The 23460-nt window shown below is 69.5% G+C and carries 21 protein-coding genes; 8 read left to right on the plus strand and 13 right to left on the minus strand.

The window, feature by feature from the left end; all coding sequences use genetic code 11:
• Positions 1–60 precede the first annotated feature (60 nt).
• From ASE76_RS03180 to ASE76_RS03205, 6 genes are all read left to right on the plus strand, one after another.
• On the plus strand, positions 61–1071 hold the full coding sequence (locus ASE76_RS03180; protein WP_055834513.1) for an ABC transporter substrate-binding protein: 1011 nt from the start codon (positions 61–63) through the stop codon (positions 1069–1071).
• Positions 1072–1111: 40 nt separating this feature from the next.
• Entirely contained in the window at positions 1112–1927 is an 816-nt protein-coding gene (locus ASE76_RS03185) for an ABC transporter permease (protein WP_055834517.1), read from the plus strand.
• A gap of 40 nt (positions 1928–1967) precedes the next feature.
• Positions 1968–2765, plus strand: coding sequence for an ABC transporter permease (locus ASE76_RS03190; RefSeq protein WP_055835592.1), 798 nt, complete (start codon positions 1968–1970; stop codon positions 2763–2765).
• Positions 2755–3888 carry an ABC transporter ATP-binding protein gene (locus ASE76_RS03195; protein WP_082447871.1) on the plus strand — a complete coding sequence of 378 codons (1134 nt, stop codon included), beginning with the start codon at positions 2755–2757 and terminating at the stop codon, positions 3886–3888. Before ASE76_RS03190 ends, ASE76_RS03195 begins: the two co-directional genes overlap by 11 nt.
• Positions 3885–4727, plus strand: a complete 843-nt coding sequence (locus ASE76_RS03200; protein ID WP_055834520.1) for a phosphodiesterase — start codon at positions 3885–3887, stop codon at positions 4725–4727. The genes ASE76_RS03195 and ASE76_RS03200 overlap by 4 nt, the downstream gene beginning before the upstream one ends.
• An 82-nt stretch (positions 4728–4809) precedes the next feature.
• Positions 4810–6462 carry a Na/Pi cotransporter family protein gene (locus tag ASE76_RS03205; protein ID WP_055834523.1) on the plus strand — a complete coding sequence of 551 codons (1653 nt, stop codon included), beginning with the start codon at positions 4810–4812 and terminating at the stop codon, positions 6460–6462.
• A 71-nt stretch (positions 6463–6533) separates the two neighbouring features.
• Here ASE76_RS03205 and ASE76_RS03210 read toward each other — a convergent pair whose 3' ends face one another.
• Positions 6534–7637 carry a bile acid:sodium symporter family protein gene (locus ASE76_RS03210; protein WP_082447872.1) on the minus strand — a complete coding sequence of 368 codons (1104 nt, stop codon included), beginning with the start codon at positions 7635–7637 and terminating at the stop codon, positions 6534–6536.
• Positions 7638–7741: 104 nt separating this feature from the next.
• On the opposite strand from ASE76_RS03210, the gene ASE76_RS03215 reads away from it, so the two are divergent.
• Positions 7742–8662, plus strand: coding sequence for a LysR family transcriptional regulator (locus tag ASE76_RS03215; protein ID WP_055834526.1), 921 nt, complete (start codon positions 7742–7744; stop codon positions 8660–8662).
• Positions 8663–8703: 41 nt separating this feature from the next.
• Here ASE76_RS03215 and ASE76_RS03220 read toward each other — a convergent pair whose 3' ends face one another.
• Positions 8704–9687 (minus strand): quinone oxidoreductase, encoded by a 984-nt coding sequence (locus tag ASE76_RS03220; RefSeq protein ID WP_055834529.1) that lies wholly within the window; start codon positions 9685–9687, stop codon positions 8704–8706.
• A gap of 145 nt (positions 9688–9832) precedes the next feature.
• Here ASE76_RS03220 and ASE76_RS03225 point away from each other — a divergent pair, with 145 nt between their 5' ends.
• Entirely contained in the window at positions 9833–10759 is a 927-nt protein-coding gene (locus ASE76_RS03225) for a DMT family transporter (RefSeq protein ID WP_055834534.1), read from the plus strand.
• Here the strand turns inward: ASE76_RS03225 and ASE76_RS03230 are convergent, their stop codons facing one another.
• From ASE76_RS03230 to ASE76_RS03280, 11 genes are all read right to left on the minus strand, one after another.
• A complete protein-coding gene (locus ASE76_RS03230; RefSeq protein ID WP_055834536.1) occupies positions 10760–11554 on the minus strand; it encodes an SDR family oxidoreductase in 795 nt (264 codons plus the stop codon). It abuts the gene before it with no gap.
• 110 nt (positions 11555–11664) lie between these two features.
• Complete coding sequence (locus tag ASE76_RS03235) at positions 11665–14889, minus strand: pilus assembly protein (protein WP_055834539.1); 3225 nt, start codon at positions 14887–14889, stop codon at positions 11665–11667.
• A gap of 141 nt (positions 14890–15030) precedes the next feature.
• The gene (locus ASE76_RS03240) at positions 15031–15684 is read right to left on the minus strand and encodes a hypothetical protein (protein WP_055834542.1); all 654 of its coding nucleotides are present in this window, start codon (positions 15682–15684) and stop codon (positions 15031–15033) included.
• Positions 15681–16742, minus strand: coding sequence for a PilW family protein (locus ASE76_RS03245; protein ID WP_055834545.1), 1062 nt, complete (start codon positions 16740–16742; stop codon positions 15681–15683). Before ASE76_RS03245 ends, ASE76_RS03240 begins: the two co-directional genes overlap by 4 nt.
• Before the next feature lie 2 nt (positions 16743–16744).
• The gene (locus tag ASE76_RS03250) at positions 16745–17176 is read right to left on the minus strand and encodes a prepilin-type N-terminal cleavage/methylation domain-containing protein (RefSeq protein WP_055834547.1); all 432 of its coding nucleotides are present in this window, start codon (positions 17174–17176) and stop codon (positions 16745–16747) included.
• A gap of 10 nt (positions 17177–17186) precedes the next feature.
• Complete coding sequence (locus tag ASE76_RS03255; protein ID WP_055834550.1) at positions 17187–17816, minus strand: GspH/FimT family pseudopilin; 630 nt, start codon at positions 17814–17816, stop codon at positions 17187–17189.
• Between the two features lie 8 nt (positions 17817–17824).
• Positions 17825–18346 (minus strand): prepilin-type N-terminal cleavage/methylation domain-containing protein, encoded by a 522-nt coding sequence (locus tag ASE76_RS21080; protein ID WP_082447874.1) that lies wholly within the window; start codon positions 18344–18346, stop codon positions 17825–17827.
• Between the two features lie 268 nt (positions 18347–18614).
• Positions 18615–20126 (minus strand): tripartite tricarboxylate transporter permease, encoded by a 1512-nt coding sequence (locus tag ASE76_RS03265; protein ID WP_055834557.1) that lies wholly within the window; start codon positions 20124–20126, stop codon positions 18615–18617.
• Between the two features lie 13 nt (positions 20127–20139).
• Entirely contained in the window at positions 20140–20628 is a 489-nt protein-coding gene (locus ASE76_RS03270; protein ID WP_055834560.1) for a tripartite tricarboxylate transporter TctB family protein, read from the minus strand.
• Between the two features lie 190 nt (positions 20629–20818).
• Positions 20819–22606, minus strand: a complete 1788-nt coding sequence (locus ASE76_RS03275; protein ID WP_055834563.1) for a GspE/PulE family protein — start codon at positions 22604–22606, stop codon at positions 20819–20821.
• Between the two features lie 55 nt (positions 22607–22661).
• Positions 22662–23441, minus strand: a complete 780-nt coding sequence (locus tag ASE76_RS03280) for a hypothetical protein (protein WP_055834566.1) — start codon at positions 23439–23441, stop codon at positions 22662–22664.
• Positions 23442–23460: the final 19 nt, after the last annotated feature.

The raw sequence follows: 23460 nt of genomic DNA on the forward strand, positions 1-23460 counted from the left end.
CCTTCACCGCATCTCTCCCCCGCTCTCCCTTCCCCAACCCCAACGCACAAGGTTTCCTCCATGCGCCACGCTCTCACCCACTGGGCCCGTCTCGGCCTGCTCGCCCTCGGCCTCGCCGGCGGCTCCGCCATGGCCCAGACGGCCATCTGCTACAACTGCCCCACCGAATGGGCCGACTGGGGCACCCAAATCAAGGCGATCAAGGCCAGAACCGGCGTGACGGTGCCGCCCGACAACAAGAACTCGGGCCAGTCGCTCGCCCAGCTGACGGCCGAAAAGGCAAGCCCGGTCGCCGACATGACCTACCTGGGCGTGACCTTCGCGATCCAGGCGCAGAAGGACGGCCTGATCGCCCCCTACAAGCCGGCCGGCTTCGACGCGATCCCCGACGGCCTGAAGGACCCGCAGGGCCACTGGTTCTCGATCCACTCGGGCACCCTCGGCTTCATGGTCAACGTCGACGCGCTCAAGGGCAAGCCGGTGCCGAAGTCGTGGGCCGACCTGCTCAAGCCCGAGTACAAGGGCCTGGTCGGCTACCTCGATCCGTCGTCGGCCTTCGTCGGCTACGTGGGGGCGGTGGCGGTGAACCAGGCGCGCGGCGGCACGCTGGAGAACTTCGGCCCCGCGCTCGACTACTTCAAGGCGCTGCAGCAGAACGAGCCGATCGTGCCGAAGCAGACCGCCTACGGCCGGGTGCTGTCGGGCGAGATCGCGATCCTGCTCGACTACGACTTCAACGCCTACCGCGCCAGGTACAAGGACAAGGCCAACGTGGCCTTCGTGATCCCCGCCGAAGGCACGCTGGTGGTGCCCTACGTGATGGGCATGGTCGCCAAGGCGCCGCATGCGGCCGACGCCAGGAAGGCGCTCGACTTCGTTCTGTCGGAAGAAGGCCAGGCCATCTGGGCCCGCGCCTACCTGCGCCCGGTGCGCGCCAACGCGATGCCGGCCGACGTCGAGGCGCAGTTCCTGCCCGCCGCCGACTACGCCCGCGCCAGGACGGTCGACTACGGCCAGATGGCCACCGTGCAGAAGGCTTTCTCGGAACAGTACCTGAAGGCCGTGCGCTGAGCGCTGCCGCTGTTCGCAACGCAGACTTCACACCACCGCCATGACCCCTCCCAGCGCCACCGCATCGCGCCCCCTGCTGCTCGCCTGCCTGGCGCCGGCGGCGATCTTCTTCGCCGCCTTCTGGCTGCTGCCGGTGGCGCTGCTGGTGGGCCTGCCGGCGCGGCAGGGCTGGGAGGGCTACTTCGCGGTGCTGACCCATCCGCGCTACCTCGCCAGCCTGCTCAACACGGTGGTGCTGTCGGTGACGGTGACGCTCGCCACGCTGCTGCTGGGCGGCGCGGTGGGCGTGTATCTGGCGCGGCGGCGCTTCCCGGGCCGGCAGGTGCTGCTGGCCCTGCTGACGCTGCCGCTGTCGTTCCCGGGCGTGATCGTCGGCTTCTTCGTGATCCTGCTGGGCGGGCGCCAGGGCGTGGTCGCCGGGCTGGCCGATGCGGCGGGCTGGGGCCGGATCACCTTCGCCTACGGGCTGCTGGGGCTGTTCCTGGCGTACCTGTACTTCTCGCTGCCGCGCGCCATCGCCACCTACACGGCCGCCGCCGAGGCGATGGACCTGGCGCTGGAGGAAGCCGCCCGCTCGCTCGGCGCCTCGCGGCTGCGGGTGCTGCGCGACGTGTGGATCCCCGAGCTGGCGCCCACCACGCTGGCCTGCGGCGCGATCCTGTTCGCCACCGCCATGGGCGCCTTCGGCACCGCCTTCACCCTGGCGAGCAAGTTCGAGGTGCTGCCGATCACCATCTACGACGAGTTCACCAACTACGCCAACTTCGCGCTGGCCGCGTCGCTGTCGATCGCGCTCGGCCTGGTGACCTGGCTGGTGCTGTTCGTGGCCCGGCGGCTGGGCGCGGCGCCGCTGTAGCCCGCGCACCGCCCACCCCCTTTCCACAGGCCCGATGACCATGCGCGTCTCCCGCACCGCTTCCCCCTTCCTGCTGGCCACCACCCTCGCGGTGGCCGTCTTCATGCTGGCACCGATGGCCCTCTCGGTCGTCGCCGGGCTGGTGAACAACTACAGCCGGGGCATCGCCAGCGGCTTCACCCTGCGCTGGCTGGCCGAGGTGCTCGACGGCTACGGCGGCACCATCGGCTGGTCGCTGGCGATCGCCGTCGGCACCGTCGTCGCGACGCTGCTGCTGGGCGTGCCCTGCGCCTATGCGCTGGCCCGCAGCCGCTCGCGCTGGGCCGGGGTGTTCGAGGAGCTGCTGACCCTGCCAGTCGCGGTGCCGGGCCTCGCCACCGCGCTGGCGCTGATCCTGGCCTACGGGCAGATCGCGGTGTTCCGGCAGAGCTTCGCCTTCATCCTGGTGGGCCACATCGTCTTCACCCTGCCCTTCATGGTGCGGGTGGTGGGCTCGGCCTTCCAGCGGCGCGAACTGCGGGCGCTGGAAGAGGCCTCGCGCTCCCTGGGCGCCGGCTTCTGGCAGTGCCTGGCGGGCGTGCTGGTGCCGGCGGTGCTGCCCGCGATCGCGGCCGGCTGCCTGATGGTCTTCACCCTGTCGGTCGGCGAATTCAACCTGACCTGGATGCTGCACACGCCGCTCACCCGCACCCTGCCGGTGGGCCTGGCCGACAGCTACGCCTCGGCCCGGATCGAGATCGGCTCGGCCTACACCCTGGTCTTCTTCATCGTGATCCTGCCGGTGCTCTGGGCCCTCCAGCACCTGGCCAACCTGCTGCAACGCCGCCATGGAAACTGATACCGCCACCCCTTCCGGCGCCGCCTCGGCCTTCGCCCGTGCCCGCACCGGCGTGCAGGTGACCGACTGCGCCAAGACCTACCCCGACGGCACCCGCGGCCTGCAGCCCACCACCCTGGCGGTGGAGCCCGGCGAGGTGCTGGCGCTGCTCGGCCCCTCGGGCTGCGGCAAGACGACGCTGCTGCGCGTGGTCGCCGGGCTGGAGCAGACCGATGCAGGCGGCCGCATCGCCTTCGGCACCCAGGACGTCACCCGCCTGCCGATCGAGCAGCGCGGCGTGGGCATGGTGTTCCAGCACTACGCGCTGTTTCCGCAGATGACGGTCGAGGGCAATATCGGCTACGGCCTGAAGATCCGCGGCGTGGCCGAGGCCGAGCGCCGCCGGGCGGTGGGCGAGCTGGTCGACCTGGTGCGCCTCGGCGGGCTGGAGAAGAAGCGCCCCGCCGAACTCTCGGGCGGCCAGCGCCAGCGGGTGGCCCTGGCCCGGGCGGTGGCGGTGCGGCCCCGGGTGCTGCTGCTCGACGAGCCACTGACCGCGCTCGACGCCAAGCTCAAGGAGTCGCTGCGCGACGAGCTGGCCGACCTGCTGCGCCGCCTGGGCATCACCGCGATCCACGTCACCCACGACCAGCAGGAGGCGCTGGCCATCGCCGACCGGCTGGCGGTGATGCAGGCCGGCCGCATCGTGCAGATCGGCAACGGCGAGCAGCTCTATCGCGCGCCGCTGCATTCCTTCGTCGCCGAGTTCCTGGGCCGGGTGAACCGGCTCGCCCGGGGCCCGGCCCAGCGGGCGCAGAACACGGTGCTGCTGGGCGGCACCACGCTGGCCTGCCCCGAGGGCCTGGCCGGCCATGCCACGCTGCTGGTGCGGCCGGAGGACGTGCGCATCGTCGCGCCGCAGGGCAGCGCCGCCCAGGCCACGGTGGCGCGCCGCACCTTCCTGGGCGAGCGGGTCCAGCTGCGGCTGGCCCTGGCCGACCAGCCCGCGCATCTGCTGGCCGACGTGGACCGCGACAGCCCCTGGCAATCGGGCGACGCGGTCGGCATCCAGATCGCACCCGGCCGGCTGATGCCCGGCCCGGTCGATGCAGCTTCCCCTTCCTCCATCGCCGCAACCGCATGACCGCCACCGCACGCCCCACCACCTTCCTGGTGCAGCTCACCGACCTGCACATCCGCGAGCCCGGCCGGCTGGCCTACCGCCGGATCGACACCGCCGCCTACCTGCGCGCCACCGTCGCAGCCGTCGGCCGGCTGGTGCAGCCGCCCGACGCGGTCGTCGTCACCGGCGACCTGACCGATTTCGGCCGACCGGCCGAATACGCCTACCTGCGCGAGCTGCTGGCCCCGCTGCCGATGCCGGTCTACCTGATGCCCGGCAACCACGACGACCGGGCGAACCTGCGGGCGGGCTTCCCCGACCACGCCTACCTGGGCACCGGCCCCTTCATCCAGTACACCGCCGACATCGGCGGCCTGCGGCTGGTCGCGCTCGATTCGGTCACGCCGGGCCACGGCCACGGCGAGCTGTGCCCGGCCCGGCTCGACTGGCTGGAGGCCGCGCTGGAGGCGAGCCGCGGCCGGCCGGTGGTCGTCGCCCTGCACCATCCGCCCTTCGCCACCCTGATCGGGCATATGGACCGACAGGGGTTGCTGGAGGGCGCAGTCCGCTTCGAGGCCATCGTGGCGCGGCACCCGAACGTCGAGCGGGTCGTCGCCGGCCATGTGCACCGGGCGGTGGACGCGCGCTTCGGCGGCACCATCGCCTGCACCTCGCCGGCGCCGGCGCATGCGGTGTTCCTGGACCTGGCGGAAGACGCCGCCTCGCAGTGGGTGCTGGAGCCGGCGCAGTTCCGCATGCTGGCGCAGCCGGCCGCCGGGCCGCTGGTGACGCACCTGGTTTCCAGCGGCCGGGCCGAGGGTCCCTATCCCTTCTACGACAATGGCACACTGATCGATTGACGCCGACGTTCCGCAAGCCAACATTCTTCGTTCCCCGCGGGTCCGGCGTCGCAAGGAGACATGCGCGTCCGGGCGCTCGTACATGAAGCATCTGTTGAATCTGCTCGCGGCCGTGGCGCTGCTGGTCTGGGGGACCCACCTGGTACGCACCGGCGTGCTGCGGGTGTTCGGCGCCAACCTGCGCAAGATCCTGGCCCGCAGCGTGGGCAACCGCTTCACCGCCGCCCTCTCGGGCATCGGCGTGACGGCGCTGGTGCAGTCGAGCACCGCCACCTCGTTGATGACCTCGTCCTTCGTCGGCCAGGGGCTGATCACCCTGCCCTCGGCCCTGGCGGTGATGCGCGGGGCCGACGTGGGTACCGCGCTGATGTCGGTGTTCTTCTCGTTCGACCTGTCGTGGCTGTCGCCGCTGATGATCTTCGTCGGCGTGGTGCTGTTCGTCTCGCGCCAGGCGGGCACCGCCGGCCGGGTGGGCCGGGTGCTGATCGGCCTGGGGCTGATGCTGCTGGCCCTGCGCCTGGTGGTCGAGGCGACCGAGCCGCTGCTTGCCTCGCCCGCGATCCGCGCGCTGCTGGTCTCGGTGACCAGCGACGTGCTGATGGAGATCGCGCTCGGCGCGGTGCTGGCGGTGGTGGCCTACTCCAGCCTGGCCATCGTGCTGCTGATCGCGGCCATGGCCAGCTCCACCGTGGTGCCGCTCGACGTGGCGCTCGGCCTGGTGCTGGGCGCCAACCTGGGCAGCGGCATCCTGGCCGTGCTGACCACCGCCAAGTCGCCGGCCGAAGTGCGGCAGGTGACCGTCGGCAACCTGGTCTTCAAGCTGATGGGCGTGGCCCTGGTGGCGCCCTTCATCGGCCTCTGGCTGCACCACGTGCAGCCGCGCCTGCCCGACGCCACCTACGGCGTGGTGATGTTCCACCTGGCGTTCAACATCGTGGTGAGCATCGGCTTCATCGGCCTGACCAACCGGGTGGCGCGCCTGGTGCAGTGGATGCTGCCGGCGCCCAAGGCCGGCGACGGCCACCAGCGGCTGCACCACCTGGACCCGTCGGCCCTCTCCACCCCCAGTTTGGCGATGTCCTGCGCCGCACGCGAGGCGCTGCACCAGGCCGACCTGGTCGAGACGATGCTGATCGGCGTGCTCGACGTGATCCGCAAGAACGACCTGCAGCGTGCCGAGCAGCTGCGCAAGATGGACGACACGGTCGACGAGCTGTATTCGTCGATCAAGTACTACCTGACCAAGATCTCCCGCGAGGCGCTGGGCGAGGAGGAAGGCCGCCGCTGGACCGACATCATCAGCTTCACCATCAACATGGAGCAGATCGGCGACATCATCGAGCGGGTGCTGCAGGACATCGAGGACAAGAAGATCAAGAAGGGCCGCAACTTCTCGGCCGCCGGCATGGCCGAGATCGCGGAGCTGCACCAGCGGCTGATCGACAACCTGCGGCTCGGCATGAGCGTGTTCCTGAACGGCAACGTGCGCGACGCGCAGAAGCTGCTGGAGCAGAAGGCCCTGTTCCGCGACCTGGAGCGGGCCTACGCCACCACCCACCTGGGCCGGCTCTCCGACAACACGGTGCAGAGCATCGAGACCAGCTCGCTGCACATCGACCTGATCAGCGACCTGAAGCGGATCAACTCCCACATCTGCTCGATCGCCTACCCGATCCTGGACTCGGCCGGGGTGCTGGCGCCGAACCGGCTGCGCGATCCGGTGCCGCCTGCGTGACGGCGGTGCCGGCCGCACGTCGCAGCATGCTGCTATCGTATCTATAGCTAGAGGCCGGCGTGCGGCGCCGGCTACAGCCCTCTTTTGTCGATATTTCCGGCTGCGGCGCCCTCGGTCGCCTGCACCACCCGGCCGGCCGGCACGGGCGGCACGACGACCGGCACCGGCACCGGCCCCATGCCCGGCGTCGCCAACGCGGCCGGGGGCTGCGCGTCGGGGCGGCGCGCGTAGCGCTGGGCCAGCACCGCGCAGACCATCAGCTGCATCTGATGGAACACCATCAGCGGCAGCACGATGGCGCCGACCGCCGGCGCGGCGAACAGCACCTTGGCCATCGGCACGCCGCTGGCCAGGCTCTTCTTGGAGCCGCAGAAGACGATGGTGATCTCGTCCTCCTTCGAGAAACCCAGGCGGCGCGCCGTCCAGGTGGTGAAGGTCAGGACGATCGCCAGCAGCACCGCGCAGACCACCAGCAGGCCTGCCAGGCTGCGCAGCGGCACCTGGCGCCACAGGCCCTCGATCACCGCGGCGCTGAAGGCGGTGTAGACGACCAGCAGGATCGAGCTCTGGTCGACCATCCGCAGCACCGGCGCCCAGCGCTTCATCGTGCTGGCCAGCAGCGGGCGCATCAGGTGGCCGACGATGAACGGCACCATCAGCTGCAGCACGATGCGACCGACCGCGTCGAACGACTGGTGCGCATCGCCGCCGGGCTGCACGATCAGGTTGACCAGCAGCGGCGTGATCAGCACGCCCAGCATCGTCGAGGCCGAGGCGCTGCAGATGGCGGCCGGCATGTTGCCCCGCGCCAGCGCGGTGAGCGCGATCGCCGACTGCACGGTGGCCGGCAGCACGCAGATGTAGAGCACGCCGGTGTAGAGCGCCGGCGTCACCAGCGGGAGCAGCAGCGGCTTGAGCAGCAGGCCCAGCGCCGGGAACAGGACGAAGGTGGTGCCCACCACCACCAGGTGCAGCCGCCAGTGCATCAGCCCCGCCACCACCGCCTCGCGCGAGAGCTTGGCGCCGTGCAGGAAGAACAGCAGCGCGATCGCGCCGGTGGTGACCCATTCGAACGCCCGGGCCACCGAACCGGAGGCCGGCAGCAGGCTGGCCAGCGCCACGGTGGCCAGCAGGGAGAGGGTGAAGTTGTCGGGCAGGAAGCGGGATCGGCTCATGGGGTCGGCGGCGCAAGGCGTGGCGGAATCGGGAAGCTGCGATTGCACACGCCTGCGATTCAAAACACAAATGGATTTATTTGATGAATATATGATTTCGGCTAATGAATATCAGTCTGCGCCAGTTCAAGGTGTTCCTGGCCGTGGCCGAGACCGGCAACTTCAGCAAGGCCGGCGAGCGCATCGGCATCACCCAGCCCGCGGTGAGCCGCGCCATCGGCGAGCTGGAGCAGTCCCTCGGACTGCGGCTTCTCGACCGCACCACCCGCGAGGTGGCCCTGACCGATGCCGGCAGGCGGCTGCACAGCCACCTGGAGCGGGTGCTCGAGGACCTGGAGGCCGCCCTGCTCGATGTGCGCGGCATGGCCCAGCTGCGGCGCGGCCGGGTGCGGGTCGGCAGCAGCCCGACGCTGTCGGCCAGCCTGATGCCGGCCTGCATCGCCGCCTGCGCCCGCGACACGCCGGAGCTGGAGATCGTGCTGCTCGACCGGGTCCAGCAGCAGGTGCTCGACAGCGTGCTCGCCGGCGAGGTCGATTTCGGCGTGGTGATCGACCCGGCCGCGCAGGACGCGCTGCACTGCGAGCCGATCCTCCAGGAGCCGTTCTGCCTGGTGCTGCCCGCCGCCCATGCGCTGGCCTCTGCCAGCGGCCCGGTACCGTGGACCGCGCTGGCCGGCCGCGACCTGGTGCTGCTCGACCACGCCTCGGGCAGCCGGCGGCTGATCGACGAGGCGCTGCTGCGCTTCGGCGTGCAGGCGCGCGTGGTGCAGCAGCTGGGCCATCCGACGACCATCTTCCGGATGGTCGAGGCGGGCATCGGCATCAGCGTACTGCCGGGCCTGGCCTTGCCGCCCCGCATGCCGCAGGGCCTCACCGCCCGCCTGCTGGCGCCGCAGGTCGACCGGCAGATCATGCTGGTACACCGGCGGGGCCGCAGCCTGCCGCCGCTGGTGCAGGGGGTGTGGGAGCGAGTACGCACCACCGCGCAAGGCCTGCCGTCGCCGCTGGCGGGCGACCGGCCGTAGCCGGGGCGCAATCAGCGCCACCGGCCGATACCGTCAGAGCGTCAGAGCGTCAGGATCGAGCAGCCGGTGGTCTTGCGGGCTTCCAGGTCGCGGTGAGCCTGCTGCACGTCCTCCAGCGGATAGCGCTGGGCGATATGGATCCTGACCTGGCCGGAGGCCACGACCTCGAACAGTTCGTCGGCCATCGCCTGGGTCGATTCGCGGGTGGCGATGTGGGTGAACAGCGTCTGGCGGGTGACGTAGAGCGAGCCCTTGGCGCCCAGCATGCCGGGCGCGAAAGCCGGTGCCGGCCCCGAGGCGTTGCCGAAGCTGGCCATCAGGCCGAAGGGCCGCAGGCAGTCGAGCGACTTCTCCCAGGTGTCCTTGCCGACCGAGTCGTAGACCACCTTCACCCCGCGGCCTGCGGTGATCTCCTTGACCCGTGCGGCGAAATCCTCGGTGCGGTAGTTGATCGCGTGGGCGGCGCCGTTCTCGAGCGCCAGGGCGCACTTCTCGTCGGAGCCGGCGGTGGCGATCAGCTGCAGGCCCAGCACCCGCGCCCACTGGCAGGCGATCAGCCCGACGCCGCCGGCGGCCGCGTGGAACAGCACGTGGTCGCCGGGCCGCAGGCCCTCGACCGGCAGCGTCTTCTTCAGCAGGTACTGCGCGGTGAGGCCCTTGAGCATCATCGCGGCGCCGGTCTCGAAATCGATCGCGTCGGGCAGCTTGCAGACGTTGCGGCCGGGCATCACCCGCTCTTCGCTGTAGCTGCCGGGCGGGGCGCTGGCGTAGGCCGCACGGTCGCCCGGGGCCAGGTGCGTCACGCCCTCTCCCACCGCCTCGACGATGCCGGCGGCCTCCATGCCCAGCTGCAGCGGCATCGCGAACGGGTAGAGCCCGGTGCGCTGGTAGACGTCGATGAAGTTGAGGCCCACCGCCTTGTGGCGGATGCGGATCTCGCCCGGGCCGGGCGCGCCGACCTGGACGTCGACGATCTTCATTTCTTCAGGACCGCCGTGGCGGTCGATGCGAACGGCTTTGCTCATGGTGTGTCTCCTGCGAGGGTTCGGCGCGGCATGCGACGCGGGGCATCGTGCCACGCTTCCCCGCCGGCCGCTCGGCGCGCCCGCGGCGGCCCCCGTCCGGCGCGGGGTGGTCGCGTCCCGGTCGGCGCTTGGTACATTCGCCCGGATGAATGCGCGCATGACACCGTCGACCATCCTCCTGCTGCTGGTACCGCCCATCCTGTGGGCCGGCAACGCGGTGACCGGCCGGCTGGTGCATGCGCTGGTGCCGCCGATGACCTTCAACTTCCTGCGCTGGGCGATCGCCCTGGTGCTGCTGCTGCCGCTGGCCGGCCACGTGCTGCGGCCGGGTTCCGAGATCTGGCCCCTGTGGCGGCGCTTCGCCGTGATGGGGCTGCTGGGCATCGGCTGCTACAACGCGCTGCAGTACCTGGCGCTGCAGACCTCCGAGCCGATCAACACCACCCTGGTCGGCTCCAGCATGCCGGTCTGGATGATGGTGGTGGGCACGCTGTTCTTCGGCGCCAAGGTGCAGCGGTCGCAGGTGCTGGGCGCGTTGCTGTCGATCTGCGGGGTGCTGGTGGTGCTGTGCCGCGGCGAATGGCAGCAATTGCTGGCGCTGCGGCTGCGGCCGGGCGATGTGTTCATGCTGCTGGCGACCGTGCTCTGGGCCTTCTACAGCTGGATGCTGGTGCGGCCCCGCGAAAGCGCCACGCTGCGGGCCGACTGGTCGGCCTTCCTGCTGACGCAGGTGGCCTTCGGCTCCGCATGGGCCGGGCTGTTCACCGCGGCGGAATGGACCTTCGCCTCGCCGCGGATCCACTGGGGCTGGCCCCTGGCGGCGGCGCTGCTCTTCGTGGCGGTGGGCCCGTCGATCGTCGCCTACCGCTGCTTCGGCGCGGCCATCGGCCGGGTGGGGCCGAGCGTCGCCTCGTTCTTCGTCAACCTGACGCCGCTCTTCGCGGCGTTGCTGTCGGCCGCCTTCCTGGGCGAGCCGCCGCACCTCTACCACGCGCTGGCCTTCGCACTGCTGGTGGGCGGCATCGTGCTGGCATCCGCCCGGCGCACCGCCGTGGCGGCGCCGGAGGCCTGATCAGAAGGTGCCCGGGTAGGCGCCGCCGTCGGCCAGCACGTTCTGGCCGGTGATGTAGCCGGCGTGGGTGCTGCACAGGAAGGCGCAGATCGCACCGAACTCGGCCGGCGTGCCGAAGCGCTGCGCCGGAATCGTCTTGCGGCGCTTGTCGGCCACCGTGTCCGGATCCACGCCGGTCTTCTTGGCTCCCGCGGCCATGGTGACGCGCAGGCGGTCGGTATCGAAGGCGCCCGGCAGCAGGTTGTTGACGGTGACGCCGCGGCCCGCGATGCCGCTGCGCGCCACGCCGGCCACGAAGCCGGTCAGGCCGCTGCGGGCACCGTTGGACAGGCCCAGCACGTCGATCGGCGCCTTCACCGCGCCGGAGGTGATGTTGACGATGCGCCCGAAGCCGCGCTCGGCCATGCCGTCGACCGTCGCCTTAATCAGTTCGATCGGCGTGAGCATGTTGGCGTCGATCGCCTTCAGCCAGGCCTCGCGGTCCCATTCGCGGAAATCGCCGGGTGGCGGGCCGCCGGCATTGGTGACGACGATGTCGAAATCGCGCCGTGCGGCGAAGACCGCCGCGCGGCCCTCGGGCGTGGTGATGTCGGCGGCCAGGGCCTCCACGGTGCTGCCGTGCTGCTGCGCCGCGCCTTGGCGCAGTTCGGCCGCGGTCGCTTCAAGCGCCTCAGCGCCGCGGGCGACGATCAGCACATGCACGCCTTCGGCCACCAGCGCCTCGGCGCATCCGCGCCCCAATCCCTTGCTCGCGCCGCAGACCAACGCCCATTTGCCCTTGAGTCCCAGATCCATAACCGTCCTCGTGTGTCGTCGATGTTGAACCCCGCCCGTCCGGGCGGGGGACCGGCAGGTGCCGGTCGGGTGGCATCGATTCTCACGCATGGGCGCAGAAGGGCTCCCGCTCAGTCGACGAGTTCGCGCCAGGAGCTGCGGCGGGGCGTGCCGATGCCGGTCGCGGTGCCCTGCAGTTCCTGGCTGGTGCGCCGGCCCTGGCTGTCGGTCACGATCACCCGCACCGATCCGTTGCTGCGCCGCACCGGCGCCAGTCCGACCGCGAGGGCCGTGGTGCTGAGCTGCTGGCCGACCACCGCCGCCGACGAGCCGGTGGTGAAGTTGAACTGGTAGAGCCACGATGCGCCGCCCGAGGTGCAGGCATCGCCGCTGGGAATCGCCGATGCCGCGACCAGCTTGCCCGACTGCAGCACCATGTCGGTCGCGATGCGCTCGCCGGTGGTGGGCAGGTCGACCCACCAGCCGTTGTGCGTGCCCCAGTTCACCGCGTTGGAGGTGACGGTCGCGGTCGTCGTCCCGGCGGTGATCGTCTGCTGCACCATCCGGTTGGCGGTCGCAGCGGTGCGGACGGTGCCCCAGGCCTGGTCCACCAGCGGATCCTTCACCACGTAGATCGACTGCGTCGTGGCGTCGGTGATGTCGCTGGTGCCCAGGTAGCGGCCGGTGCCCACCGCCACCACCGGGTACGCCGAGGAGACCAGCGCCGTCACCGGCTGCGTCGTGACCGGCTGCACCGCGCCGCTGGCGGAGCGGAATTCCGCCAGCTTCAGCGCCGACTGGAACGGCCTCGCCAGGCTGTCGGTGTCGAAGCGCCACAGATTGCCGAACAGGTCGCCGCCGTAGAAGCGCTTGGCGGTGTTGTCGGCGACGTCGTCCACCCAGGCGTTGAGCCGGGCCAGGCCGCTGGGATCGCCGGCCGATCCGGCGGTGGTGGAAATGTCCAGCAGCTTGGCGCCGCTGGCGGCATCGACCATGAACAGATGCCCGCGGCCGTCGCCGCCGCCGGTGTTGTTGTAGCCCGAGGCGAAGGCCACCACCCAGGTGCCGTCGGCACGCTTGGTGATCACCGGATTGCCGAAGCTCAGGCCCAGGTTGGCATCGGTGAACTCCCACAGCGATGCGGGGTTGTCGGGATCGGTGATGTCCAGCGCGTAGTAGGCCTTGCCGCCGGCGTTCAGGCCGGCCACCAGGATCGTCTTCCAGGCGCCGCCCAGGTAGACGTCGCCGATCACCGGCGCGCCGTCGACCGAGTACTGGTGGCTGGTGCCGTAGGCCGCATCGGCCAGCCGGTAGAGCCGCGGCATGACGGCCGTCGGGACGTAGGCCCACAGTTCCCGACCGCTGGAGGCCTCGAAGGCATGCAGCATCCCGTCGTTGGCCGGCGCGTAGACCACGCCCTTGCGCGACGCGTTCGCCGACTTGAAGGCGGTGTAGCCGGCATCCGCATAGGCGAACGGGGGTGCGGCCATGTAGACCGGGGCGCCGCCGATGATGTCGCCCAGCACGGCGGTGCGGGTGCGGTAGAGCGGCTGCGCGGTGTTGCTGGCTTCCTGGGTGCGCACGCCGCGCAGGTAATCGACCAGGTTGCCGCCGGTGTTGGCCAGCGTCTGGTTGTCCGCGGAGAGGCCGGCACATTGCGAGGGCACCGTCGCTTGGCTGCAGAACTTCGAGAAGTAGGCACCCAGGCCGTCGCCGTCCAGATTGGCGAAGGTGAATGGGCGCAACGGGGCAGAGCTGCCGGGCCTGCGGTAGTAGATCCTGCGGCTGGACGGCTGCGTGCCGGCCAGGACGTTCTGCGCCGACCACTGCGCCACGCCGGCAGCGTCGCCGCTCGAGCCGTCGAGCGCGAAGGCCTGCACGTCGCCGGTCCACGACACCGTCCGGTAGCTGCTCTGGAAGAGCTGGTTGCCGCTGCCGCCCACCAGTTGCATGCTGGTGGTGGCGGCCGATGCACCGGCACCGGTGATCTCCTGCACCGACGTGACGATGCCGCTGATCGCCGCGCCGAGCGCGCTGGCGCTGCGTGCCGAGTAATACTGGCCGCGGCCGTTGACCGCCGTGTGCCACAGGTCGTCGACGGTGAGGGCGTTGTCGCCGCCGGGGGTGGGCGTGGGCCAATCCAGCGATCCCTGGACGATCGATGCGTAGGAGCCGGCGGATTGCGTCAGGTAGTCCGGGTCGTAGGCGAGAGAGCCCCCCACGCCGAGGCCGACGGTGAAGGTGGACATGTGCTGCTGCGTGTTGGGATCGCGCGTCGAAGGCGGCACGTTGTCGGCACACACGTCCCGGCTGGCGCCCGAGGAGGTGGAGATGCAGTTGCCGAGCGCGGCCGACCGGAGGTCGGTGGCGTAGTAGTACTGCGCCACATCGGCGAGCGTGTCCGAACTTTCGGTCGCGCCTTCGCTGATCGGGCGCGGCACGACGGATTTCTTGTCTTGGTTGCCGACGGCGGTGCCGTCGAGCTTGTACCCGGCGTCGCCGTTCCAGTAGCCGTCGGTCGACAGCAGCGCGAAGTTGCGTTGGCAGGAGTACTGCACAGGGTCGTACGCCTGGTTGGGAGCAGTCTTGGCGAAATAGCGGCCGACCTTCGACAGGGCGGCGCGCAAGGGCGTACCGTCGCCGGGCGTCGAGCTGTACAGGCTGCTGTAGAAATCCGCCCGCTGGCCGGCATCGAAGTCCTTGACGTCCTGAAAGTAGTTCTGCCCGTCGACCACACCCCTGTCCTTGATGGTGCTGAATCCGACGCGGTACCCGGAGTCGAGCGATGCGAATGCCTTGCCGACCGCGGTGCGCATCAGCAGGTACCGCTTCCTGTAGAACGAATACCAGTTGGCATAGTTCTGCTTCTGGGCCGCGTTGAGGCTGTCGACACTGACCCTGCTGAACACGGCGTTGCCGGGCGCCTCGTCGAACCGGCTCGTGCATTCCTTGTAGAAGGTGGTGGTCTGGACGACGGCGCCGCTGCTACGGTTGTACGTCCAGCCCATGCGTGGCTGCGGGGAGGTGCTTTTGTAGATGTAGTAGTACTGGCCTGCGAGGCTGGCGCCGGCGCCACCGGCATATCCGTCGTTCCAGGCCGCGGTGAAGGATGCATTGCCGTAGGTGCTTCCATCCGCCTTCACCGGCGGCGTGTACGCATAGTCCGGGTCGTAGGCCACGCCGTTGCACTGGGACGACCAGAATCCGATGCGGTCCGTCATCGACACACGGCCGTAGTACCTGTCCGGATACCCCATGTCGTCCGGCATGAAATCCCAGGCCATGCTGCCGGAACTGTCCAGGATGAACATCAGGTTGGGCTTGGCCGACACGGTCCGCAAGGTGATCACCGGCACCGGCGCGATGTCGGTGGACCAGGCTGATGCGGCGAAGCCGGCGCATGCCGCCCCCAGGCAAAGCGCCGGGCGGCCGATGTGCAGGACAGGGGGGAGTCGAAGAAAGAATCGCATGGCTGCCTCGCGCGAGGGGGTCGGATGTCAGAAATGCACGATCGTCTCGGTGAAGCTCACCGTGTCGCGCGCCCCCGCCACCCGCACCACGATGCGGTAGTAGGGCGAAGCCGAAGCGTCGGGGATGCGCAGGCTGCTGCCCGCGCCCACGCCGACCGCGCCCCGGTACATCCCGCTGGACGATGCGGCCGTCAGCGGCGCTGCGCACTGGATCGTGCTGTTGCTCGACGGATCGCCGGCGGCGTCGCACATCCGGAAGACCACGTACTTGCCCGTGTTGCCATTGACCGCACCGCCGGGTGCGAATGGCGTGTAGACGCAGTTGCCCGCCAGGTTGTTGCAGGCGTTCTGCCAACTCACCAGCGATCGCGCGAATCCACCGAGCTGGCCACCGGTGACGTCGACCAAATCGTTGGCGCTGGCGTAGTAGCCTGCCGCCGGGATGTCGACATCCAGGCCGTTGGCATTGGCCCGTAGCCGGTCGTAGAGCGCGGCAATGGCCTGCTGGGTGATGGAATCGGCGGCGGCGGTCGCGTCCTGCTTGAAGCCCAGGTTGCCGATCACCGCGGCGCCGCCGCCGATCGACTGCACCAGCGCAACCGCGGCCAGCGACAGCGCGGCCATCGCCAGCAATGCGTACAGCAGCGCGAGGCCGCGCTGCGACGATGGATGCGTCTTCATGAGTTCCACAGCATGTTGCGCAGCGGCACCACGGTCTCGTAGACCTTGTACCGGTAGTGCTGCCAGTCGGCCAGATGATCGACCTTAAGGGTGAGCGCGGTCGGCTCGTCGGCGGTCGCGGTCAGCCGGACGCTCCAGGTGGGCTGGCTGGCGGTGACGGCCTCCTTTTCGTACTGCGTGCTGCGGGCGGCGACGGCGATGCGCAGGCTCGCCACCTGCTGCCAACCGGCGGCGGTGGTGGGGGACACCGCGCTGTAGGCGTCCACCACGCCGTCGGCGTTCGTGTCAATGCCGTAGAGCGCCTGCAGGTTGACGATGTGGGCATGGGCCGATTGCAGGCTCGTCTGGCCGGTGGCGGCCGACAGCTGGTTGGTCTGCAGCGCCGACCCGTCGGCCTTCACCGAATAGGTGCGGTAGACCATGCTGCCGAGGTTGACCAGGTAGCTCTGGGCCGGGTAGCCCGCTGCCGGAAACAGGCTGCCTTGCGCGGCGTTCCACGACACCACCCCGGCGTGCACGACGCTCCTGAGGTTCACACCGGTGGCGGCGAACAGGGTGCAGCGGTTCGCGGTGGCGTCCCAGGTGGCGGGCACGGCCACGAGCAGGTCGCCCGCCGCCACCGAGAAGGCCGAGCGCACCACGAAGTTGGTGGCGGTCTGCCCGTGGTTCTCGGCCACCATCAACGGGACCGACGCCCCGCCCTTGCTGCCCGCCAGCACGGCGATCGAATCGGACGTGCCGTCGGCCCCGCCGTCCTGGATCAGCACGGGAACCAGCGGAAACTGCCGGGCGGCCGTGGTGCCGAACTGCGCCCGCACCGGGCAGCCCAGCGCCGCCGGGTTGTTGACCACGCCGTAGCCGGCCATCTGCACGTCGCGCTGCAGCGCGTACATCGCCACCGCGCCGTCGACCTGCGCGGCCGACCCGGTCACGGCGGAGCGACGCTGCCCCTCGGCCAGCGCCATCACCTGGGTGATGGCCAGCGTCGTCAGCAGGCCGACCGACATGCCCACCATCAGTTCGATCAGCGTCATGCCGTGTTGTGGTGCCGCGCGCATGGTCAGGCCCTGTCCTTGGCGACGATGGTGGTGGCGAGCGTGTACTGGTGCGACTCCCCCGGCGTGGTCCACCCCACGGTGATGTTGACGCTGCCGCTGGCGCCGTCCACCGTCGCGGCGACGGTGCCTCCGGGCAGCAGCGCGGCCGCCTTGGTGTTCCAGTCCTTGCACGGCGCGTAGCTGCTGCAGCTGCCGGTGGCGTAGCGCGACAGGTTGGCCACGTCGGTCCACATCGCGCCCGACATGCCGCTGGCGATCGATACCGCATCAGCCCGGAATTTAGCGGTGCTCTGGGCGCGCGTCATCGTGGTCTGCAATCCGACCAGGCCCAGGATGCCGACGGCCAGTATCAGCATGGCGACGAGCGCCTCCAGCAAGGAGAAGCCGCACTGCTTCGGGCGACAGGCGCGCTGCGGAAAAAAAGGAGATCGCATGGTCCGAAGCTCAGCAGTAGCGCGGGTCCGACGCCGCGACGGTAGGCGCCGGATCGCACAGCCGGATCGCACCGCTGCCCGCCAGCACGATTCGCAGGCTGCGGAAATTGCCGGGGTTGGATGCGTTCTGGATGTCGATGCGGCCGATGGGCGCGGTGGCGGCAGCGGCGCCGGTGGCCGTCTCGGCGACCGGCTGGCCGAAACCGTTGAAGCGGACCGACGCGGCGGCGGAACTGCCGTCTGCCAGCACCGCCGAAACTGCGATGCTGCCCGCGCTGCCATCGCCCACCGGATGCGACGCCACCAGCAGCGGTGCCGTGGTGGTGGAAGGTGCAGAGGCACAGGCGCCGGTCGGGTCGCTGCCGCTCACCACCCAGGAAGCGCTGGTGGACGACAAGGTGCAGGTATTGGCCAGCACCGCCGGGGTGGACGCGGACACCAGCCAGAAGCCGACCGTCCTGTTGCGCCGGATGGCCTCGTTGCGGGCGGTCTGCAGGCCGTTCAGCAGGCTGTCGGCCGCATTGCGGATGCGGAGGTTGACCAGCCACGCGCTGACGCTGGGGGCGACCGCCAGCATCAGCAGCGCGAACAGCGCCAGCACCACCATCAGCTCGACCAGCGAGAAACCACGGTTCTTCATGGCGCGGCTCAGCAGGTGCTCGACTGCGAAAGCCAGCAGGGCTGGGACACGACCGCGCCCTTGAACTTGGTCGTCGCCTTGTTGCCGGCCTGGTCGATGGTGTAGACGTAGCCGGTCGTCAGGCCGGAACTGCCGGTCGCGGTGACGACGAAGGATTGGGCGTTGGGCGCCTGGGCGGTGCACCCGTAGCCGAAGTACTTGGCCTCGGCGGGAGTGAATCCGTTCCAGCTGCTGGCCGACGGGTCGTTCGCGCACGCCGTGCCGCTGTTGCCGTAGTTCTTGGCGTCCTGGTAGTACTGCTCCATCCGCACGCGGTAGCTGGACAGCTGTGTGAACGCCTCCTGCAGCTGCCCGCGCCGGACATAGTTCTGGTACGAGGGCACCGCCACCGCGGCGAGGATGCCGATGATCGCCACCACGACCATCAACTCGATCAGGGTGAAGCCGCGGGAACCGTTCGATCTGCGGCGGCAAAGACGCGCCCCTGTAAAAAAGGTGGCAAACGAACAGAGATCAGGACGCGAATACATGTAAGCGAGTGTACCGAAAGCGCGTCAAATCTTATCAATAGGTAACTTATGTAATTTAGTTGGCATGCACACGACGTGTTTTTATTACTACACGTCGCGTGTTGAAAAACTATTGGCCATGCCCGCTCGCTGCATATCGCGTCTGCAGGAACAGCCGATCAACCATGGGCGGCAGTGGCATCCACCATGAAAAATGCCAGCCGGGGTGAGCCGGCTGGCATTCGAGGGATTAAGTGGAACTGCCTGTCGAGGCAGTTCCGCAGGCAGGTCACTCCTCGACGAAGGCCTCTTCCCGCTTCGCCTTCACCGCAGGCAGCAGCACGATCACCAGCAGCAGCACGGCGGCCGCCAGCAGACCGGCAGAGATCGGACGGGTGACGAACACGCTCCAGTCGCCGCGGGAGAGCAACAGCGCACGGCGCAGGTTCTCTTCCATCATCGGGCCCAGGATGAAGCCCAGCAGCAGCGGTGCGGGTTCGCAGCCCAGCTTGTGGAAGATGTAGCCGACGACGCCGAACGCGCCCACCATCCACACGTCGAAGGTGTTGTTGTTTGTGGTGTAGACACCCACCGCGCAGAACAGCACGATCGAGGGGAACAGGTACTTGTACGGCACCGACAGCAGCTTGATCCATAGGCCGATCAGCGGCAGGTTCAGGATGATCAGCATCGCGTTGCCGATCCACATCGAGGCGATCAGGCCCCAGAACAGCTCGGGGTTGCTGGTCATCACCTGCGGGCCGGGCTGGATGTTGTGGATCGTCATCGCGCCCACCATCAGCGCCATCACCGCGTTGGGCGGAATGCCCAGCGTCAGCAGCGGGATGAAAGAGGTCTGCGAACCGGCGTTGTTGGCCGACTCGGGAGACGCCACGCCGCGGATGTTGCCCTGGCCGAACGGCACTTCGCCGGGCTGGAGCTTGGTCTTCTTCTCGATGGTGTAGGCCGCGAAGGCCGCCAGCAGCGCGCCGCCGCCGGGCAGGATGCCCAGCGCCGAGCCGATCGCCGTGCCGCGCAGCACCGCGGGCACCATGCGCTTGAAGTCTTCCTTCGTCGGCATCAGTCCGTGCACCTTGGCGGTGAACACCTCGCGCTCGTCTTCGGGGTGCGCCAGGTTGGCGATGATTTCGCCGTAGCCGAACACGCCCATGGCGATGGCCACGAAGCCGATGCCGTCGGTCAGTTCGGGGATGTCGAAGCTGTAGCGTGCAACGCCGGAGTTGACGTCGGTACCGACCAGGCCCAGCAGCAGGCCCAGCACGATCATCGACACGGCCTTCAGCAGCGAACCGGATGCCAGCACCACCGCGCCGATCAGGCCCAGGGTCATCAGCGAGAAGTACTCGGCAGGGCCGAACTTGAACGCCAGTTCGGTCAGCGGAGGCGCGAACGCCGCCAGGATCAGCGTGCCGACGCAGCCGGCGAAGAACGAGCCCAGGCCGGCCGCCGCCAGCGCGGGACCCGCCCGGCCGCGCCGCGCCATCTGGTAGCCGTCGATCACCGTCACCACCGAGGACGATTCGCCCGGCAGGTTCACCAGGATGGCGGTGGTGGAGCCGCCGTACTGCGCGCCGTAGTAGATGCCGGCCAGCATGATCAGGGCCGACACCGGCGGCAGCGCGTAGGTGGCGGGCAGCAGCATCGCGATGGTCGCGACCGGGCCGATGCCCGGCAGCACGCCGATCAGCGTGCCCAGCAGACAGCCGATGAAGGCGTAGAGCAGGTTGATCGGCGTGAAAGCCACGCCGAAACCCAGTGAGAGATGTTCGAAGAGTTCCATATTCCCGTTGTCCTCAACCGGTGATGAAGGTCGGCCAGACCGCCATCTGCAGCTTCAGGGCCCAGATGAAGGCGATGTAGCTGCCGATGGCCAGCGCGGTCGCGAGGAAGAAGGTGGGCACCACCTTGAAGTTCTCCCCGGCCATGCTGGCAATGAAGGCGAGCGCGTAGATGCCGACGATCAGCCCCATCGGCGGCAGGCCGATGCTGGGCAGGCCGCCCAGCAGGACGCCGAAGGCCAGGTTGGCCGCGATGATGAAGAACAGGGGCTTCCAGGCCCACTTGCCGATCGGGTCGCCGCCTTCGGTGGCAACGATGGTCGCCTTGAGCGTCATGATGGCACCCAGGATGCACATCACGATGCCCAGCACCAGCGGGAAGTAGCCCGGTCCCATGCGCGCGCCTTCGCCTACGTTGTAGGTGGTCGCACCCCAGGAAAAGGCGATGCCGATTCCCAGGAACATGAGGCCGGAAAAGAAGTCTTTTTGACTTTTTATCTTCACAGCATTCTCCAAGACTGAAATTAGGACTCGCGGATTGTGGGGTCGCCCCCCTGGCGCCCGGATGTGGATTCCACCTACCGGCGTCTCGGGGAAATCCCTTGGCCGCTCCAGGATGGTGCGCACTGTCGGCGGGGCCCCCGCACGGCTGCGCAAGAGGCGCGGCGGAGCGCCTGCAGGGCCCGCGTGCGGCTCATTCCAGCGGCGGGGTGGCGCTCAGCACTTCGTCCAGCGTCGTCAGCCCTTCGGCCACCCGCAGTGCGCCGGCCAGGCGCAGTGGCCGCATGCCGTCGGCCACCGCCTGGCGGCGCAGCGCGGCGATGCTCGGCTCGCGGTTGACCAGGTCCTTGAAACCCTCGGTAACCGTCAGCAGCTCGTAGATGCCCATGCGGCCGCGGTAGCCGGTCATGCGGCAGTCGACGCAGCCCACCGGCCGGTACGGCTTGTACGGGCCGTTCAGCTTCCACGGCTTGATCACGTCGGCCATCGGCTCGGGCTGCGCGTCCGGATCGGGCTGTCGGCAGCTGGGGCACATGGTGCGCACCAGGCGCTGGGCCAGCACGCCGAGCAGCGTGGCGTTGACCAGATAGGACGGCACGCCCAGCTCCATCAACCGGGTGACGGCCGACGGCGCGTCGTTGGTGTGCAGGGTGGAGAAGACAAGGTGGCCGGTCAGCGCCGCCTGTACCGCCATCTCGGCGGTGGCTAGGTCGCGAATCTCGCCGACCATGATGATGTCCGGGTCCTGCCGCATCAGCGCGCGCAGGCCTTCGGTGAAGCCGAAATCGAGCGCCGTTTGCACCTGCGTCTGGTTGAAGGTGGGCTCGATCATCTCGATCGGGTCTTCCACCGTGCTGACGTTCACCGCCTCGGTGGCCACGCGCTTGAGGGTCGAGTAGAGCGTGGTCGTCTTGCCCGAGCCGGTGGGGCCGGTCACCAGCACAATGCCGTGGGGCCGGCGTACCAGCAGCTCCCAGCGGCTCGCGTCGTGCGGCGTGAAGCCCAGCGCGTCCAGGTCCTTGACAGCGGTGTCGGGGTCGAATATCCGCATCACCATCTTCTCGCCGAAGGCGGTGGGCAGGGTCGAGAGGCGCATCTCCACCTCGTCGCCGCGCGGATTGCGGGTCTTGATCCGGCCGTCCTGGGGCCGGCGCTTCTCCACCACGTCCATCCGGCCGAGCAGCTTGATCCGCGCGGTCATCGCGGTCAGCACGCCGATCGGCATCTGGTAGACCGGGTGCAGCACGCCGTCGATCCGGAAGCGGATCACGCCCTGCTCCCGGCGCGGCTCCAGGTGGATGTCGCTGGCACGCTGGTCGAAGGCGTACTGCCAGAGCCAGTCGACCACCTTGACCACGCCCTGGTCGTTGGCGTCGAGCTGGCGGTTGGTCTTGCCCAGCTCCACCAGCTGCTCGAAGCTGGCGCTGCCCGCGTTGCCGCCCGCCTTCTGCGCCACCCGGACCGACTTGGCGAGCGAGAAGAACTCGGCGGTGAAGCGCTGGATGTCCTGCGGATTGGCCAGCACCCGGCGCACTTTGCGCCGCGCCTGGCGCTCCACCTCGGGCACCCAGTCGGCCACGAAGGGCTCGGTGGTCGCCACCACCACCTCGGCGGCGGTCACCTGCACCGGCAGCACCCGGTGGCGTTCGGCATAGGCAGCGCTCATCGTGTCGGCGACCTTGCCCACGTCGACCCGCAGCGGGTCGATCCGCAGGTAGGCGATGCCGGCCTTCGCCGCGACGTACTGGGTGAGCGCCTCGACGTCGAGCGGCTTGCCGTCGGCCTGCCGCACCATCGCGACGTGGCCGAGCCGGACCAGCGGATGCTGCACGCTCTCGGCACGGGCGCAGCGGGCGATGGTGCGCTGGGCCTCTTCCTCGGAGATCACGCCGTCGTCGCGCAACCAGCCGACGACGCTGCGCCAGTCGATCAATCCGGTGTGGGCGACGGGAGAGAAGACCGGCGGTGCAGTGGCGCTCATGGGGTGTCGATCGAAGACGGCGGGTCGGTGCGCAGGAGGGACAGGCGGCCGCGCGTCACGGCGCGACGGGCTTGAACACCTTGGCCCATTTGGCGGCGGGCAGGTCCCAGCGCTGCTGGATCGCCTCGCCGCGGGCCAGGAGCGTGGCCCGGTCCAGCGGCTGCGGGGTGCGCTGGGCCAGCACCACCGTGTTGCCCTCGCGGGTGGGCTTGAAGGCCCAGACCGCCTCCTGGCCGAAGGCGGCCACGATCTTGGCCAGGCTGGCGGTATAGCTGGACGCGCGGCCGAAGAGGTTGACCGTCATGCAGCCCTCGTCGGTCAGCAGCGCGCGGCAGTCGCGGTAGAAGTCGGCGCTGTCCAGCACCGGCGCAGCGGCGTCCTCGTCGTAGAGGTCGACCTGCAGCGCGTCGACGGTGCCGTGCCAGCGCGGGTCCCGGATCTCCTCGGCCGCGTCGGCCACGACCACCCGCAGGCGCTCGTCGTCCGCCGGCAGCTTGAACCAGCCGCGGCAGGCATGCACCACCTGGGGATTGAGCTCGATGGCCGTCGTGCGCATCCGCAGCTTGCGGCGGCAGAACTTGGTGAGCGCACCGGCCCCCAGCCCCAGCTGCATCGCATGGCGCTTGGCGACCGACGGCGGCGGCACGAACAGCAGCCAGGCCATCATCCGCTGCACGTACTCCAGCTCGATCGCGAACGGGTCGTCGATCCGCATCGACCCCTGGATCCAGATGCTGCCCAGGTGCAGGCTCCGCACGTCGCCGTAATCGGAGAAGTTGACTTCGGGCAGCTCGGCGGCGGGGGCTGGAGCGGAGGCGACGGGCGTACGGGGCATGAAAGTGGGCAGCGGTAGG

The sequence above is a fragment of the Xylophilus sp. Leaf220 genome, from assembly GCF_001421705.1.
Lineage (GTDB): Bacteria > Pseudomonadota > Gammaproteobacteria > Burkholderiales > Burkholderiaceae_C > Xylophilus.

Excerpts from the sequence above, each read along its gene's own strand:
- ASE76_RS03180 (WP_055834513.1), top strand. The coding sequence starts at position 61 with ATGCGCCACGCTCTCACCCACTGGGCCCGTCTCGGCCTGCTCGCCCTC.
- ASE76_RS03185 (WP_055834517.1), top strand. The coding sequence starts at position 1,112 with ATGACCCCTCCCAGCGCCACCGCATCGCGCCCCCTGCTGCTCGCCTGC.
- ASE76_RS03190 (WP_055835592.1), top strand. The coding sequence starts at position 1,968 with ATGCGCGTCTCCCGCACCGCTTCCCCCTTCCTGCTGGCCACCACCCTC.
- ASE76_RS03195 (WP_082447871.1), top strand. The coding sequence starts at position 2,755 with ATGGAAACTGATACCGCCACCCCTTCCGGCGCCGCCTCGGCCTTCGCC.
- ASE76_RS03200 (WP_055834520.1), top strand. The coding sequence starts at position 3,885 with ATGACCGCCACCGCACGCCCCACCACCTTCCTGGTGCAGCTCACCGAC.
- ASE76_RS03205 (WP_055834523.1), top strand. The coding sequence starts at position 4,810 with ATGAAGCATCTGTTGAATCTGCTCGCGGCCGTGGCGCTGCTGGTCTGG.
- ASE76_RS03210 (WP_082447872.1), bottom strand. The coding sequence starts at position 7,637 with ATGAGCCGATCCCGCTTCCTGCCCGACAACTTCACCCTCTCCCTGCTG.
- ASE76_RS03215 (WP_055834526.1), top strand. The coding sequence starts at position 7,742 with ATGAATATCAGTCTGCGCCAGTTCAAGGTGTTCCTGGCCGTGGCCGAG.
- ASE76_RS03220 (WP_055834529.1), bottom strand. The coding sequence starts at position 9,687 with ATGAGCAAAGCCGTTCGCATCGACCGCCACGGCGGTCCTGAAGAAATG.
- ASE76_RS03225 (WP_055834534.1), top strand. The coding sequence starts at position 9,833 with ATGAATGCGCGCATGACACCGTCGACCATCCTCCTGCTGCTGGTACCG.
- ASE76_RS03230 (WP_055834536.1), bottom strand. The coding sequence starts at position 11,554 with ATGGATCTGGGACTCAAGGGCAAATGGGCGTTGGTCTGCGGCGCGAGC.
- ASE76_RS03240 (WP_055834542.1), bottom strand. The coding sequence starts at position 15,684 with ATGAAGACGCATCCATCGTCGCAGCGCGGCCTCGCGCTGCTGTACGCA.
- ASE76_RS03245 (WP_055834545.1), bottom strand. The coding sequence starts at position 16,742 with ATGCGCGCGGCACCACAACACGGCATGACGCTGATCGAACTGATGGTG.
- ASE76_RS03250 (WP_055834547.1), bottom strand. The coding sequence starts at position 17,176 with ATGCGATCTCCTTTTTTTCCGCAGCGCGCCTGTCGCCCGAAGCAGTGC.
- ASE76_RS03255 (WP_055834550.1), bottom strand. The coding sequence starts at position 17,816 with ATGAAGAACCGTGGTTTCTCGCTGGTCGAGCTGATGGTGGTGCTGGCG.
- ASE76_RS21080 (WP_082447874.1), bottom strand. The coding sequence starts at position 18,346 with ATGTATTCGCGTCCTGATCTCTGTTCGTTTGCCACCTTTTTTACAGGG.
- ASE76_RS03265 (WP_055834557.1), bottom strand. The coding sequence starts at position 20,126 with ATGGAACTCTTCGAACATCTCTCACTGGGTTTCGGCGTGGCTTTCACG.
- ASE76_RS03275 (WP_055834563.1), bottom strand. The coding sequence starts at position 22,606 with ATGAGCGCCACTGCACCGCCGGTCTTCTCTCCCGTCGCCCACACCGGA.
- ASE76_RS03280 (WP_055834566.1), bottom strand. The coding sequence starts at position 23,441 with ATGCCCCGTACGCCCGTCGCCTCCGCTCCAGCCCCCGCCGCCGAGCTG.